At 57.9% G+C, this 14095-nt stretch carries 14 protein-coding genes; 5 read left to right on the top strand and 9 right to left on the bottom strand.

Translation table 11 applies throughout. The annotated features are described in order from the left end of the window. Positions 1-182 precede the first annotated feature (182 nt). The gene (locus G6K99_RS12670; protein ID WP_244631474.1) at positions 183-2753 is read left to right on the top strand and encodes a mechanosensitive ion channel family protein; all 2571 of its coding nucleotides are present in this window, start codon (positions 183-185) and stop codon (positions 2751-2753) included. Between the two features lie 173 nt (positions 2754-2926). Continuing rightward, positions 2927-3775: a response regulator gene (locus G6K99_RS12665; protein WP_174196706.1), complete on the top strand. Its 849-nt coding sequence runs from the start codon at positions 2927-2929 to the stop codon at positions 3773-3775. Positions 3776-3846: 71 nt separating this feature from the next. Here G6K99_RS12665 and G6K99_RS12660 read toward each other — a convergent pair whose 3' ends face one another. Together G6K99_RS12660 and G6K99_RS12655 are read right to left on the bottom strand one after the other, a co-directional pair. Next, on the bottom strand, positions 3847-4875 hold the full coding sequence (locus tag G6K99_RS12660; protein WP_062458093.1) for a GlxA family transcriptional regulator: 1029 nt from the start codon (positions 4873-4875) through the stop codon (positions 3847-3849). Between the two features lie 219 nt (positions 4876-5094). Beyond that, positions 5095-5304 carry a hypothetical protein gene (locus tag G6K99_RS12655; protein WP_082476298.1) on the bottom strand — a complete coding sequence of 70 codons (210 nt, stop codon included), beginning with the start codon at positions 5302-5304 and terminating at the stop codon, positions 5095-5097. Positions 5305-5518: 214 nt separating this feature from the next. On the opposite strand from G6K99_RS12655, the gene G6K99_RS12650 reads away from it, so the two are divergent. After that, positions 5519-6412, top strand: coding sequence for a LysR family transcriptional regulator (locus G6K99_RS12650; RefSeq protein ID WP_062458089.1), 894 nt, complete (start codon positions 5519-5521; stop codon positions 6410-6412). Between the two features lie 21 nt (positions 6413-6433). Here the strand turns inward: G6K99_RS12650 and G6K99_RS12645 are convergent, their stop codons facing one another. Further along, complete coding sequence (locus G6K99_RS12645) at positions 6434-7210, bottom strand: formyl transferase (RefSeq protein ID WP_174196705.1); 777 nt, start codon at positions 7208-7210, stop codon at positions 6434-6436. 295 nt (positions 7211-7505) lie between these two features. Here G6K99_RS12645 and G6K99_RS12640 point away from each other — a divergent pair, with 295 nt between their 5' ends. Beyond that, positions 7506-7664, top strand: a complete 159-nt coding sequence (locus G6K99_RS12640) for an entericidin (RefSeq protein ID WP_062457192.1) — start codon at positions 7506-7508, stop codon at positions 7662-7664. A 132-nt stretch (positions 7665-7796) separates the two neighbouring features. Here G6K99_RS12640 and G6K99_RS12635 read toward each other — a convergent pair whose 3' ends face one another. The 5 genes from G6K99_RS12635 to G6K99_RS12615 all read right to left on the bottom strand — a co-directional run bounded on the left by G6K99_RS12635 (position 7797) and on the right by G6K99_RS12615 (position 12307). Continuing rightward, positions 7797-8147: a hypothetical protein gene (locus tag G6K99_RS12635; RefSeq protein WP_062458086.1), complete on the bottom strand. Its 351-nt coding sequence runs from the start codon at positions 8145-8147 to the stop codon at positions 7797-7799. 165 nt (positions 8148-8312) lie between these two features. Next, positions 8313-9365, bottom strand: a complete 1053-nt coding sequence (locus G6K99_RS12630) for a glycine betaine/L-proline ABC transporter ATP-binding protein (protein WP_113166482.1) — start codon at positions 9363-9365, stop codon at positions 8313-8315. After that, on the bottom strand, positions 9358-10266 hold the full coding sequence (locus G6K99_RS12625) for a proline/glycine betaine ABC transporter permease (protein WP_062457186.1): 909 nt from the start codon (positions 10264-10266) through the stop codon (positions 9358-9360). Before G6K99_RS12625 ends, G6K99_RS12630 begins: the two co-directional genes overlap by 8 nt. Before the next feature lie 204 nt (positions 10267-10470). Beyond that, complete coding sequence (locus G6K99_RS12620) at positions 10471-11466, bottom strand: ABC transporter substrate-binding protein (RefSeq protein ID WP_092662231.1); 996 nt, start codon at positions 11464-11466, stop codon at positions 10471-10473. A gap of 661 nt (positions 11467-12127) precedes the next feature. Beyond that, complete coding sequence (locus G6K99_RS12615; RefSeq protein WP_174196070.1) at positions 12128-12307, bottom strand: hypothetical protein; 180 nt, start codon at positions 12305-12307, stop codon at positions 12128-12130. 262 nt (positions 12308-12569) lie between these two features. Between G6K99_RS12615 and cobU the strand changes: the two genes are divergently transcribed. Continuing rightward, complete coding sequence (gene cobU / locus G6K99_RS12610) at positions 12570-13091, top strand: bifunctional adenosylcobinamide kinase/adenosylcobinamide-phosphate guanylyltransferase (protein WP_174196704.1); 522 nt, start codon at positions 12570-12572, stop codon at positions 13089-13091. A gap of 31 nt (positions 13092-13122) precedes the next feature. On the opposite strand, the gene G6K99_RS12605 is transcribed toward cobU, so the two are convergent. Beyond that, positions 13123-13908 (bottom strand): TSUP family transporter, encoded by a 786-nt coding sequence (locus G6K99_RS12605; RefSeq protein WP_174196703.1) that lies wholly within the window; start codon positions 13906-13908, stop codon positions 13123-13125. Between the last annotated feature and the right edge of the window lie 187 nt (positions 13909-14095).

Raw genomic sequence — 14095 nt, 5'->3', positions numbered from 1 at the left:
CTCACGTTTTGAATTTGCGATTGGTAACGCAGCAGAATGTTCCAAAGTTCCCAAGGAATTTTCAAGCTGTGCAGGACGTCCTTTTCTTCGCCTTGAAGTGCCTCTATTCGTGCCTGCGATTCCGATTGTCCTGAGAAGAGTAGAGACCGGTGCGCGTGAACTCCTTCGATCCCTTGTCGCTGATGACGCGAACGATCCGCGCATCCATGATCGTCCTGCTTGTGACCGCAGCAGCGTTTACGGCCAATGCGCAGGCTCCGCAAAACGGTACGACGTCAACCCAGGCTGCACCGACCCCGGCTGCGCCGGCGCAGGCTGCGCCAACCCCGGCTGCACCGACCCAAGCGGCACCAGCCCAGACCGCGCCGGGCCAGGCAGCCCCCGGGCAGGCCGGGCAACCGCAGGCATCTGCTCAGCAAAACCCACAGTCGATGGTGACGGTCGACTCGATCAATCATGAAATGAAGGAGACATTGGACAGCCTTCGCGGCCGGCTGACCACGTTCAACGATCAGGTCAGGCAGGATACGACCGACGACGGCCGACTGGCCGAGCTTCGCCTGCAGGCGGAAGAGATCGTCGAACAGATGCGCAGCGCGTCTGACACGCTGAAGGCACGTGTCACGCAGATCCAGTCCAGGTTGACGAGCCTCGGAGAACCACCGGCCGAAGGGCAGCCGCAGGAAGCGCCGGCCGTCGCCGAGGAGCGCGGCAAGCTGGTCAATGAGCGTTCCGAGCTGAACCTCATCGTCGATGATGCCAACAACCTGGCCAACAGCGCGACAAATCTCGCCAACACGATCACCAACCTGCGCCGTGCCCTGTTCGCGCAGACGCTGTTTCGTCATACGGAATTGAACGCCGATCTATTCATCGAGGCGGGCAATGCCTTCGTAACTGAAGTGCACAACTTCAACGCGACGCTTGGCAGTTGGATCGGCTTTGTCATCCGCTTCAAGCTGCTTCAGCTTCTGAGCGCCATCGCGCTGTCCATCGGTGCTGCGGCCCTATTCCTCTGGGGCGGCTACCGCATTTTCGGCCGCTTCATTCGTCGCAACGGTCAGGAAGATCCATCCTACATCAAGCGTCTTTCGGTCGCCTTCTGGTCGACCGTGATCCAGACGGTCTCGATCGCGGCCTTTCTGGTGACCTCCTATCTCTTCCTCGATGGGTTCAATGTTCTCAGACCCGATGTGGCGCCGATCATTGCTTCGCTGTTCGGCTTCATCTGGTTCGTCTCGTTTGTCTGGAAGCTCACCTATGGCGTAATGGCGCCGGGAGAGCCGGCATGGCGACTGGTGCGCATCACCGACAAGGGCGCGCGGCTGCTGACATTGGCCGTGCTCGTTATGGCGGTGGTCAACGGACTGGATTACCTTCTCGGCGCGATCAGCGAAGCATTGAACTCGCCGCTGGTTCTGACGATCGTCAAGAGCCTGTTCGCCGCTGTCATCGTTGGTCTCATCCTGATCGCCATTTCCTTTGTTCGGCCGCGCGTTGCCGAGGGCGAGGATCGTGGCGGCAGTACCGGCCATCCCTGGCCGCGGTTTTTCTCCGGTCTGTTGAAGATCATGGGCGGGCTGCTTCTGCTTGCTGTCCTGACGGGCTACATTGGTCTTGCCCGTTTTGTCGCGACGCAGATCGTGCTGACCGGCGCGGTTGTCGTCCTGGTCTATCTGGGCTTCCTGTCGGGCAAGGCGATCTCCAAGCAGGGTGCGTTCAAGAACACCGGCGCCGGTCGGCAGCTGGCGGAGCGCCGCAATTTTGGCGAGGTCGCGCTCGACCAGACAGGGCTTGTTGCCGGCCTCGGCATCTATGCGTTCGCCCTGTTTCTCGGCATCCCGCTCATCCTTCTGACCTGGGGCTTCCAGACCACGGATATCGAGGCATGGATCTACAATTTCTTCACCGAAATCCGGATCGGTAACGTCTCAATCTCGATCGTCGGCATTTTCGGCGGCATACTTCTGTTCGGATTGGGCTTTGTCGTCACCCACTGGGTTCAGAAGTGGATCGACAACAACGTTCTTGCCCGAAGCCAGGTGGATCTCGGTGTCCGAAACTCGGTGAAGACGGGCATCGGCTATCTCGGCGTCGGGCTTGCCGTCATTGTCGGCGTGTCGGCTGCGGGCATTGACCTTTCAAGCTTTGCTCTTGTCGCGTCTGCACTGTCGGTCGGTATCGGTTTCGGCCTGCAGAACATCGTATCGAACTTTGTTTCGGGACTGATTCTGCTGGTGGAACGTCCGTTCAAGGTGGGTGACCACGTGGTGACGGGTGCAAACGAAGGCATCGTCAAGCGGATTTCTGTACGTGCGACCGAGATCGAGACCTTCCGCAAACAATCTATCATCGTGCCGAACTCCGACCTGATCAACGCCGCGGTCGGCAACTGGACGCATCGCAACAAGATCGGCCGTTCGGAAATTCCGATCGCTGTCAGCTACAACGCTGACCCGCAACGGGTGATGGACATTCTGCTGGAACTCGTTGACCAGATCCCCGAAGTGCTGCGGAATCCGGAGCCTCACGTCGAGTTCCTGACATTTGGGCCGTCGTCGCTGAATTTCGAGCTTCGTTTCCATCTCGCTGACATGGGCGATGGTCTTCGCATCCGGAACAACCTCAGGATCGCCATTCTGCAGCGCTTCCGCGCGGAGGGCATCGAGATTCCGTTCCCGCAGCAGGAGATCGTCTTCCACCGCGGAAAGCCGGTCCTGCCGGATGAGGGAGATACGGCGGGTGGCGCGTAAAGCCACACGCCGAGAATGGTAAGGTACCGGAATAATACATCATTCACTTTAGGCAGCGGTAACTCGATGACCGCTGCGCTCAAGATGTGAAAGTACTGCCTAATTAACGCTTCTGAAAATTGCTTCGCATAGAGTTAAACAAATGGGGCAAGGATCGGGGTTAAAAGGGTACCATGACATTTCTCGGCATTTCCGGCATGCAATATTCCGGCGAATCTTTGGCGAATGCGCGCATATTGCTTGCGGAAGATTCTAACGTATTTACGTCGATGGTCGGGACCCGACTGAAAGAACTGTTCGGCATCGAGATTGAGATCTGCCGTAACTTCGAAGATCTGCAGCTTGCTTACGATCGCTCCACCGAGCCTGTCACGCTTGCGATCTCCAACATCAACCTCCCGGGTGCTGAAAACGGAGAGGCGCTGGAATACCTGATCGATCTGTCGATCCCGACCATCGTCTTTACCGGCACCTTCCAGCAGGAAACACGCGATAGGCTACTGGCCAAGGATATCGTGGATTATATCCTGAAGGACAACGTCTTTGCGGTCGACATGCTGGCGGAATCGGTTTGCCGGTTCCTGACCAACCACCGCCATCACGTCCTGATCGTCGATGATAGCATGACCGCCCGCGCATTGCTGTCGAGTCGTCTGAAGCGCTATAACTTTAGGGTCAGTGTCGCCGAGAACGGCGCCAAGGCCCTCGAGATCCTGAAGAAGAGCCCCGATATCGGTCTCGTCGTCACCGACTACAACATGCCCGATATCGATGGTTTCGAACTGACGCGCCGCATCCGCTCGGTTCGCGGTTCCCACGAACTGCGCGTGATCGGCGTGTCTTCGTCGTCGGACCGGCTGCTTTCCGCCCGGTTCTTGAAGGCCGGCGGCAATGACTTCATGTTGCGGCCCTTCATCGACGAGGAGTTCTACTGCCGCGTCAACCAGAACCTGGATACGCTGATCCAGATCCGCACGATGCGCTCGAAGGCTCCAGCAGCCGACGTCAGGAACGTTGCCTGATTTCTTGAGAGCTGCTGAGTGTGCAAAGCGAGCAGCACCTCATATCGATGGGGTGCCGCTCTTTAAAAAACTTACACCACGACCCCGGTGCGTGCGGTGTTGAGCGAAAGCTTGCGCTCTGCGCGTTCCTGCTGGGGTGAGCGGTTGTAGACCTCGCGGTAACACTTGGAAAAATGAGACGCCGACACGAACCCGCAGGCGACCGCAACCTCGACGACCGGCATCGAGGACTGCACCAGCAGATGCCGGGCGCGGTCAAGGCGGATCTCGAGATAGTAGCGGGCAGGGGATCGCCCCATCTCCTGCCGGAACAGCCGCTCAATCTGGCGGCGGGACAGGCCGACATCGTCGGCGATTTCGACCAGTGACAGCGGCTCGGCCAGATTGTTTTCCATCAGCTCAATGATCTGCAGAACCTTGGAGTTCTGGACCCCGAGCCTCGCGCGCAAGGGAAGACGCTGGCGGTCATGCGGGTTGCGGACGCGATCTGTCAGCTGCTGTTCGCAGACACGGTTGACGAGATTGTCGCCGAAATCCTGGCCGATCAGGTTCAGCATCATGTCGAGTGACGCGGTGCCGCCAGCGCAGGTATAGAGGTTGGAGTCGACCTCGTAGAGATCCGCATAGACTTCCGCCTGTGGAAACGCTTCTGCAAAACCCGGGAGGTTCTCCCAGTGGATCGCGCAGCGCTTGCCGTTCAGGAGCCCCGCCTGCGCCAGAATATGCGCGCCGGTGCAAAGGCTTCCGACAGCCGTGCCGCGGTTATAGGTCTCGCGCAGCCAGGCGTTGACAGATTTGTTGTTGAACTCCTCCACATAGATGCCGGAACACATCAGCACCATGCTGGGGCGATGCTCACCGCTCAGGTGACGGCGTTCGTCTGCAAGAGAGGAATTGACTTCGAGACCGATACCACTGGACGAGTAAACCTTCTCGCCATCGACGGAACAGAGGCGCCAGGTATAGGCGGCGTAGCCAAGCATGCGGTTTGCGATCCGCAGGGTTTCGACGGCGGCTGCAAAGGGCAGCATCGTAAAATGCGGCACAAGAAAGAAAACGAGCGCGCGTTTCTTCGCGTGCCCACGGTTTGTTATATCCATGTCGCTGTTCCCTTCGCTGGCCGCCGTTGATCCGGTCGTTTCTTTAAAAGCGACATTGACACGGAAGGCGGTGACGGAGAAGGACATTTGACGACGGCGAAATGTCAAATTTGCGACGTCCAAAGGTCGCACACACTATAATCTCGTTAACAAGCGATCAAAAAAGACGCAGCCTCAAGACCTGCCTGCGTGTCGCAGGCAGGCCATGAGTATTGGGCATCAATGGCGCTTGAGGTCGTTGTCGGTGGATGGCCAACCGATATCCTTGCGGATTTCTGGTGGCAGGCCCTCAAGGACCTGTTCATTTTGACGGCGGCGCCATGCGTCCCGCAGGTTTGAAACGGTGCTCAGGGCAAGCCCGAAGTATGTCGCAAACGACGACTGCGATGTTCGTGGCTGTACGCTCTCACGATAGGTCATGATGCTCATCGATTTTCTCCTTGGGGCTCTCGTTCGAGCACTGGACGCCGATTCAAAGTGAACTGCGGTCAGTCATCAAAAAAGAGAATTAAAATGATCCATCCCATCAAGATTCGTTTTGTTTTGAGATGGCGTGTCGTGTTTCCAAGGGTGCGACCTGTTTGACTTTCAATCAAACGAAATGATATGGTGCTTAGGTTCAATTTAATTGATGGTGATGACGATGACCGTTCCGTTTCGACCGCCTCTTCCATTGCTCGATATCGACATCCTCAGAACCTTTGTTGCCATTGCCGAGACGGGCAACTTTTCGACTGCCGCAGAAGCGGTTCTGCGAACACCGTCGGCCGTGTCCATGCAGATCAAGAAGCTCGAAGAACAGTTGAAGACGACGCTGTTCCTGCGGGACGCGCGCTCGGTGTCGTTGACGCAGAATGGCGAAATGCTTTTGTCCTATGCGCGCCGGATGCTCGCTCTATCGAACGAAGCGGTCTCGCGATTCGTCATGCCCGATCTAGCGGGCGTCGTGAGGCTGGGCGCTCCCGATGATATCGCCGAGCGGTTACTCCCAAAGCTCCTGAAGGATTTCGGAGAGAGCTTTCCGGGGATCATGGTCGATGTCACCGTCGACCAGAGCCTGCAATTACGCCGGCGGATGGATGAGCAGCGGCTGGATCTCACCCTGATCAACTGCGCGACAAGGCCGTTCCCGACCACCGGTGAAGTGATCCATTCCGAACGGCTCGTCTGGGCCGGTGCTAAATGCGGCAATGCCTACTTGCGTGATCCGCTACCGATCTCCGTCTGGGAGGATGGGTGCGTGTGGCGGCAGGATGCGATCTCTCAGCTCGATCGCCACAAACGCTCCTATCGTATCGCCTATGCGAGCTCCCATACGATGGCGCAGCGCGCAGCAGTCGTGTCCGACCTTGCGATCGCACCATTCCCGCTTTCCTATGTCACGAGCGACATGCAGGTTCTGGGCGCCAAGGAAGGGCTGCCAGAACTCATCAGCTTCGACATTCGGCTCCTAACCGCGCCCCATCTCTCGGCCCCGGCCAAGGCTGTCGCGGAAAGCATGAGGGAAGCGTTCGGCGCGCTGGCAACGGCGGCCTGAACTCGGTCATTTCCGTGAGCATCACCAGATCTTCTTGGTGATGCCGTGATAAAGCCACGTCCAGATCGGCGGCGGAAAGCGCAGGGCTGATGGCCCGGCTGGTTCATACGGCTTCAGATTGCCCGTGATCGCATCCTGGATTGCTTTGATTGCGATATCCGTCGCGGATGCCGTCATCAGGAGCGGATAGGTTGCCATCGTGTCGGAACGGGCCGGAGATATCCGTTTTTCGTAAAGCGTTCCGCCGGTATCGACCCCGTTGTCAACGAGATGGACGGTTGCCCCGAAATTCTGCGCATCGCCTTCCACGAGAGCCCAGTACCCGCCCATCTGGCCACGATACATCGGGTTGATGCCGGCGTGGAAGTTGATCACGGGGCAGGGGATCGCGGCAAGCGTTCGGGATGACAGGATACGGCAGGATATCGTGAAGACCACTGCCGGTCGGATTGCACTTACCGCAGCGTGACACGAAGCGTCATTCAGGGACGATACGGATGTCACAGGCACTGCCGGGTTGGGATCCGCTATCAACCCGTGCTCGTGAATGATCTCTTCAGACCGTCGCGCTGCTATACCTTTGCCAAGCCGCGACGCAATCATCGTGGCGAGCTGACCAAGTGCATGCATCCATCCAAACCGCTTCGCGCGCCGCTTCAGAAGCACCGATTTCGGTTCCGCTTCCTCCTGGATAACGTGGAGATCAGAAAACTCCCGATGGATGGCATTGATCATCACCTGCGGGTTTATGCCGCCAGCAGTCATGATCAAAACCCGAGAAGATGAATGTTCCGTCATGGGCCTGCCCCGTAATTGATCGCGTAGCGTGCGCGCTCATAGTAACGGGGAAAGATTGGCAAATTCACACCGACCTCTCGGTTCGCGCGCTGCGACAACCGATTTGTCCTGTATCATTGTGCTGGAACCGGCGGTGAAGTCATCGGGCGCGATTGGGCTGTTGCCAAAAAGCATCACAGCGGTAGCTAAGAGACACATCACATTTGATCACGTGAACTTTTTCCGAGCTGGAACGTTCCTGTGCCGGAAATTGATTTTCCGAACGATTTGATCTTCATCCAGGGAGTTTTCTAACATGACGGCAAAGACAGTCACGGTTATCGCCGCACTTTTCGTAACGGCAGCTTCGCTCAGCTCGTGTGGCAACACGATCCGCGGCGTAGGCCAGGACACGGCGAACACCGTGAACGCCACCCAGGACGCCGGCCACCGCGTTGGCAAGGCTGCACAGTAATTAGTTACTCCCCAGCTCCGCTGTCGGCCATCACGTGCCGGCAGCGAGGCTGCTGAGGTGCCCCGCAGCGAGGGGCAGGGCGGTCTTGGCGTACAAGCTACGGCCAGTTTCGATGCGCTTTGCTCGACTTGATCAGACTCGAGCCTTTGGATAGGCGCGCTCGAAGCCGCCTGACTGATCAAGACCCTTCTTGAACGCCTGATAGGCTGGGTGCTGGCTGGATTTCGCCGCTTCCGCAATGCGGATTTGAAGCCGCGCCGGCGCTGCATTGCCGAGCCATCCACCAGATTTTTCCAGTTTCAAAGAGTTGAGAAACCGTCCTTCACTCGCCTGATCCAGGTAGAGATGCAGACCCGACAGGAGAAGGTCATCGCTCGACGGGTTCTCCATCAACAGAACAAGCCAGGACTGCTGTTCGGCCGACCGGTTCTCGAAACTCTCGGCAACGGTCTCGCGGCTGCCAATTGGCGAAATGTTGCTCACGTCTTCATCCTTTACCGTGATCGTTTCACGCCAGATCCACGCCTCCACACCGTGGGGAGCGCCGTCCTGACCTTTGTCGATCTTATCGCCCAACATGTCGACCTTGTCGATAAGGACGTCGGCATATGGCCGGTTGGCGTCAGAACGGTCCGACGCCGAGCCCTGTCATTCCGCAGCGATCCGTGCCTCCTCGGATGATGCAGGGCTGACCATGGCAGAAATGATGGTGTGCAGGTCGAGCGTCCCGACAGGCGCTCCAGTAGGATCTGTCACCGTTGCCCGTGTCAGGCTCGCCTCGCAGATCGCTCTCGCAGCGGCTTCGATCGTCGTGTTGCCCGCAAGCCTGATGCCGTCAGTCAGACCGTCGAACGGTTTCATCACGGTTTTTGCCTGCAACACACGCCCTCGGTTCACCTCCTTGACGAAGGCGGTGATGTAGTCATCAGCCGGTGACAGGACGATATCTTGGCCGGTTCCCTGCTGCACTACCTCACCATCGCGCAGAATGGCGATCTTGTCGCCCAGCCTCAGGGCCTCGTCGAGATCATGGGTGATGAATACGACGGTCTTCTTGAGCTCCGCCTGGAGATCGAGAAGCACGGTCTGCATGTCGACGCGGATCAGCGGATCGAGCGCGGAATAGGCCTCGTCCATCAAAAGGATGTCGGCATCGTTGGTCAGCGCCCGTGCGAGGCCGACGCGTTGCTGCATGCCGCCGGAAAGCTGGTTCGGGTAGTGGTTCTCGAAGCCGGAGAGGCCGACCCGCTCGATCCAGTACTGACCTTTCTTGAAGCTTTCCGCGCGAGGCACGCCCTGGATATCCAGTCCATAGACCGTGTTCTCGATCACGGTCCGATGCGGCAGAAGCGCGAATTTCTGAAACACCATCGCCGTCTTGTGCCGACGGAATTCCCGAAGATCGTTTTCGCTCATCGTGCACACGTCGACGCCGTCATAGACGACTTCGCCGTAGGTCGGGTCGATCAGCCGGTTGATATGGCGGATCAGGGTCGATTTGCCGGAACCAGACAGACCCATGACGACCGTGATGCCTCCCGCCGGCATGGATATGTTGATGTCTTTGAGGCCGAGCACATGACCGTGGTTCTTGTTGAGCTCGGTCTTCGTCATGCCCGCCTTGATGGCGTCGATATACTGGCGACCGTTCGCGCCGAAGATTTTGTAGAGACCTTTGATCTCGATGCCGTGACTAGCCATGGACCACCTCCGAATGTTTTTGCAGGCGCTTGCCGAATGCCTGGCTTGTTCGGTCGAAAATGATGGCGATCGCAACAAGCGCGAAACCGTTCATGATGCCGAACGTAAAGAACTGGTTGTTGATCGCCTGCAGCGTGTTGCGGCCAAGCCCGCCGACGCCGACCATCGATGCGACTACGACCATCGCCAGCGACATCATGATCGTCTGGTTGATCCCGGCCATGATTGTCGGCAGGGCCAGCGGCATCTGCACGTTCTTCAGCTTCTGGCTTGGCGACGAACCGAACGCATCCGCGGCTTCGAGCACTTCCTTGTCGACAAGCCGGATGCCGAGATTGGTCAGGCGGATCATTGGCGGGACCGCATAGATGACCACCGCAATCAGTCCCGGAACTTTGCCTATACCGAAAATCATCACCACGGGAATGAGGTAGACGAAGCTCGGCAGGGTCTGCATCACGTCGAGAACCGGGTTGACGCTTGCCTGCGCCCGGTCGGACCGCGCCATCAGGATGCCGATAGGGATGCCGACGATGATGGAGATGAGAGTTGCGACCGTGGTGATCGCGAGCGTGATCATCGCATCGTTCCAAAGGCCGATAAAGCCGATGAACGACATTCCGAGCGCGGTACCGATGGTGATGCGGATGCTGCGGCTGCCGAGATAGACGATGGTGAGGATGACGGCGAGAACGATGATCCACGGCGAGTTGGTGAACAGCCTTTCCAGGAAGTTCAGGAACCATTGCAGGGGCTGGACAATCGTATCGATAAAGCCGGTATATTCGCGAACAAGGCTCTTGAACCCCTCATCGATGACCTTGCGCGCTTCACGGATGGAAGCGTCGCTGATCGCCGGAAAGCTACAGAGAGCGTTCGGCAGAAAGTTGCAGGTTGCCATGATGTTCCCCTTTATAGGTTGGATTTTTGGCGTAACCCGGCATGGCTGCCCGAGCGCCTTCCTGACCAAATCAGCGTCATGCACGTCTGCAATGGATAAGGCGTCGTGTTCGCGCGACCGTCAGCGGTGGACGGCTTGTCGCGACTTCTCACGCGCCTTGAGCGGGAAGCCGCAGATCGGCTTCCCTCATTGGCAAGGTTACGCTCAGAGAGCGGCCTTTACCTTTTCAGCGACGTCGGCACTGACCCACTTGCTCCAGATTTCCGGGCTGGTTGTAAGGAAGTGCTTGGCTGCGTCTTCATTGGTGCCCTGGTTGTCGGTCTGCCAGGCGAGAACGCTGTTGATCGTGGCGTTGCCCCATTTGCGGGCCTTGATGTAATCCATCGCGACGCCGGCCTTGTCGGCGAACTTCTTCGTTACGACCGTGAAGGCTTCCGAACTCGGATAGGAGTTGACCTTTGGGTTCGGGCAATCCGGAACCGCCGTGCAGGCATCCCAGTTGGCCTTGTCATGCGGCGTATCGAAGGACAGCTTCACCATCTCGTACTTGCCGAGAATCGCGGTCGGAGCCCAGTAATAGCCGAGCCAGCCGGTCTTCTTCTCGAATGCGCCGGCAATCGAGCCGTCGAGCCCGGCAGCAGAGCCGGTATCGACCAGTTCAAAGCCTTTTTCGCTTGCACCGAGAGCCTTGTAGAGGTTGGCGGTCGATGTCTGGCAGTTCCAGCCGGACGGGCAGTTGGTGACCGCGCCCTTGGATTTGTCTTCCGGGGCCGGGAAGAGTTCGGGATGAGCAAGCGCCTGCTGAACGGTCTTGATATCCGGGTGCGCGTCCGCAAGGAATTTCGGGATCCACCATCCTTCGACAGCGCCGTCGGCAAGGATTTCCGCAGCGATGACGAGGCGTCCTTCCTTGACAGCTGCGTCGAGCGGGGTACGCACGGCGTTGACCCAGAATTCGGGTGCAAGGTCAGGCTGACCTTTTTCGTTCATCGATGTGAAGGTCGGCATCGTGTCGCCGGTCACCATTTCCACCGAGCAGCCATACCCGTTTTCGAGAATGATCTTGTCGATATGAGCGGCAACCCCTGCGGATGCCCAGTTCATCTCTGCGATGGATACCGAACCGCAGTCGGCATGGGCAGTGCCGGCAAAAGCGTAAAGACCGGCGGCGAAGGCTGCGGAAGTGAGGAGTTTCTTCATGTGTAAGACCTCCCAGTCTTATTCGTGACAGTGTTCAACTCTGGAGGCGCCGATAGCCGGCACCCGATGACTGCGGCTTTGTGCGATCAACCGGTAGATGTGATTGCACCGGCCAGCTGGCCTCATGCGTCTTTTATACGCCAGCGAATGATGTCACAGGCGTTGCGCAATAATGTGTCAGCAGTATCAGCCTACGTTTTCCGAAGCAGAAATCAACTGTCCGCGAGTAACCGCACAATAACGGGCATATCACCAAGCCCTTGTAAGATATCGTGTTCGCGTCTTTTGTGACGACAAAAGCGCCATCGCCGGCAATAACTAAGCAAACTCTGCAACCAGCAGCAGCCCGTTCATGCAGTCGGCACTTTGTCACGACCGATATTTGACGTTTAGTGGCTGATTAGCGCCCTCGCTGTCGCAAAGAAAAATTCACGCAGTGTGGGGAAAAAATTGAAACTGCAGGCATTGGTAACGCGCTAATAACCATACGGTAAGAATGTACGCGTAGATGTTGCCGCCATGGTCGTCCTCGAACGACTTGGCGCCGGATCAGGTAGTGCATACCGGCCGCCATAACCATTTTGCAGTGACGCAAGCGATCTCGAAATGAAAGATCGCGCTATGGTTGCGTTCATGTCGACTTTTGGGTTCTGATTTCACATCAGCCAGCGCTGAACGTACGGATGAAACCGAGCAGCGAAAAGCGCGTGTCGAGTTCCATGGCGCGGGTCTGACGATCACGACGCGGAAGGCTCGAATTCCTGGCAATCTGAACGCCGTCATTGTTCTTGAAGATGTAAAGCATCGGTGTTTCCTCAGAGGCTTCGTAGACCGAAGCCATGTCGTTTTCATATGCGCTCAGATACGCGGCGAACCAGCGCGTTTCAACGCAACAAGTCGGCAGCGCATGTCGCAAACAGAATGCCCATTGAGAAAGTTGTGAGATCGCGCCCCGAAATGTCTAACCCGCATGGGATTGACGGGCGACCTTCAACGAGTCAACATGGCGCTGCAATGCAAATCCAGAGCAAACACCAGCAGGGCCGGACGCCTTCCTCATCTACGAATCGTCCGGTCCCTTTCTCTGCGATCGGCCTGCTGCCATGACCCGCTCCGGGCGCGTCGTCCTTGTCCTTGGCGGCGCCAGATCCGGCAAGTCATCCTTCGCTGAAAAACTTAGCGGCGAAACCGGTCTCAACAGGCACTACATTGCCACAGGCCGCGCCTATGACGCCGAGATGGAAGAACGCATTCTGCGCCATCAAGCCGACCGTGGCACGGGCTGGATCACCCACGAAACACCGTTGAACCTCGCAGCCAACCTTCGCAGCATAGACTCTGATGATGTCGTCATCCTCGTCGACTGCCTCACGCTGTGGGTGACGAACCTGATGATGGCGGAGGCAGACATTGCCTCAGCCTCGGAAGGACTTCTGTCTTATCTGAGGGATACTGCTTCGACCGTCATCCTCGTGTCGAATGAAGTCGGTCTTGGTATCGTGCCGGACAATCGCATGGCGCGAGACTTCCGTGATCATGCCGGCCGCCTGCATCAGGCAATCGCAGCCGTGGCAGACGACGTATTTTTCGTGGCCGCCGGCTTACCGCTGAAGATGAAGGGGTGACGGGCGATACTGGTTCCGGTCGAGAGAAAATCTAGAACCCCAGCCAGATACGAACCGGATGAGCCGGATTGGCGATCAATTTCGTCGCAAGCGCGATGCAGGAGATCACCAGCAGCGGCTTGATGATCTTCGCACCGTTCCGCATCGCCAGTCGCGACCCGATCTGCGCACCGATGAATTGGCCAACGCCCATCATCAGGCCGATCTTCCAGAGCACCGATCCCGACGCTGCAAACACCAGAAACGACCCGAAGTTGGAGCCGAGATTGATGAGCTTCGTGTGGGCGGTCGCCTTGAGCAGTCCGTAGCCGGCGAGCAGAACGAAGCCCAGCATGTAGAATGATCCGGCGCCTGGCCCGAAGACGCCATCGTAGAGCCCGACGATCGGCACGGCGGTCAGCCCGAAAACGAACGGCGTCACCCGTCGGTGACTTTCCAGATCGCCGAGATTGGGTTTGATCGCAAAGAAGATTGCGATTGCCACGAGCAGAAAGGGGATCGCGGTCGTCAGGAATTCGGCTGGAACGATGGAGGCAAGCAGCGCACCGATGGCGCCCCCGAGCGCCGCCATGGCTGCCATTGGCAGCTGCTCTTTCAGCTTCACATGGCCCTTGCGCGCATAGGCAATTGTTGCCGATGCCGAGCCGAACTGGGATTGCAGCTTGTTCGTCGCGATCGATTCCAGCGGCGGAATGCCGGCAATGAGCAAGACGGGGATGGTGATCAGCCCGCCGCCACCCGCAATCGAATCAACGAACCCCGCGAAGATGGCTGCGAGGAAAAGAAGAAAAAGCAGCTGAAATGCAATGTCGCTCAAGGCTGGCGCTCTGCGTGAAGGAGAGGAGGGGAAATGGCGAAGGGATGCGCGCCGGCTTGTGGCACCGAATCGGTGATCCGGCAATAGGAGGGGCGCTGGCAGCGGTTGCAGATTGCGGCTGCATTGCAGTAAACCGTTGCGGCGCTATGTTGCGCGATGAACGGCCGCTGGCTGGCGGCGAGCATTT

Source organism: Neorhizobium sp. AL 9.2.2 (assembly GCF_013317225.1).
Lineage (GTDB): Bacteria > Pseudomonadota > Alphaproteobacteria > Rhizobiales > Rhizobiaceae > Neorhizobium > Neorhizobium soli.
This window is presented reverse-complemented; position numbering and strand designations above follow the sequence as displayed.

Excerpts from the sequence above, each read along its gene's own strand:
- G6K99_RS12670 (WP_244631474.1), top strand. The coding sequence starts at position 183 with ATGACGCGAACGATCCGCGCATCCATGATCGTCCTGCTTGTGACCGCA.
- G6K99_RS12665 (WP_174196706.1), top strand. The coding sequence starts at position 2,927 with ATGACATTTCTCGGCATTTCCGGCATGCAATATTCCGGCGAATCTTTG.
- G6K99_RS12660 (WP_062458093.1), bottom strand. The coding sequence starts at position 4,875 with ATGGATATAACAAACCGTGGGCACGCGAAGAAACGCGCGCTCGTTTTC.
- G6K99_RS12655 (WP_082476298.1), bottom strand. The coding sequence starts at position 5,304 with ATGAGCATCATGACCTATCGTGAGAGCGTACAGCCACGAACATCGCAG.
- G6K99_RS12650 (WP_062458089.1), top strand. The coding sequence starts at position 5,519 with ATGACCGTTCCGTTTCGACCGCCTCTTCCATTGCTCGATATCGACATC.
- G6K99_RS12645 (WP_174196705.1), bottom strand. The coding sequence starts at position 7,210 with ATGACGGAACATTCATCTTCTCGGGTTTTGATCATGACTGCTGGCGGC.
- G6K99_RS12640 (WP_062457192.1), top strand. The coding sequence starts at position 7,506 with ATGACGGCAAAGACAGTCACGGTTATCGCCGCACTTTTCGTAACGGCA.
- G6K99_RS12630 (WP_113166482.1), bottom strand. The coding sequence starts at position 9,365 with ATGGCTAGTCACGGCATCGAGATCAAAGGTCTCTACAAAATCTTCGGC.
- G6K99_RS12625 (WP_062457186.1), bottom strand. The coding sequence starts at position 10,266 with ATGGCAACCTGCAACTTTCTGCCGAACGCTCTCTGTAGCTTTCCGGCG.
- G6K99_RS12620 (WP_092662231.1), bottom strand. The coding sequence starts at position 11,466 with ATGAAGAAACTCCTCACTTCCGCAGCCTTCGCCGCCGGTCTTTACGCT.
- G6K99_RS12615 (WP_174196070.1), bottom strand. The coding sequence starts at position 12,307 with ATGGCTTCGGTCTACGAAGCCTCTGAGGAAACACCGATGCTTTACATC.
- cobU (WP_174196704.1), top strand. The coding sequence starts at position 12,570 with ATGACCCGCTCCGGGCGCGTCGTCCTTGTCCTTGGCGGCGCCAGATCC.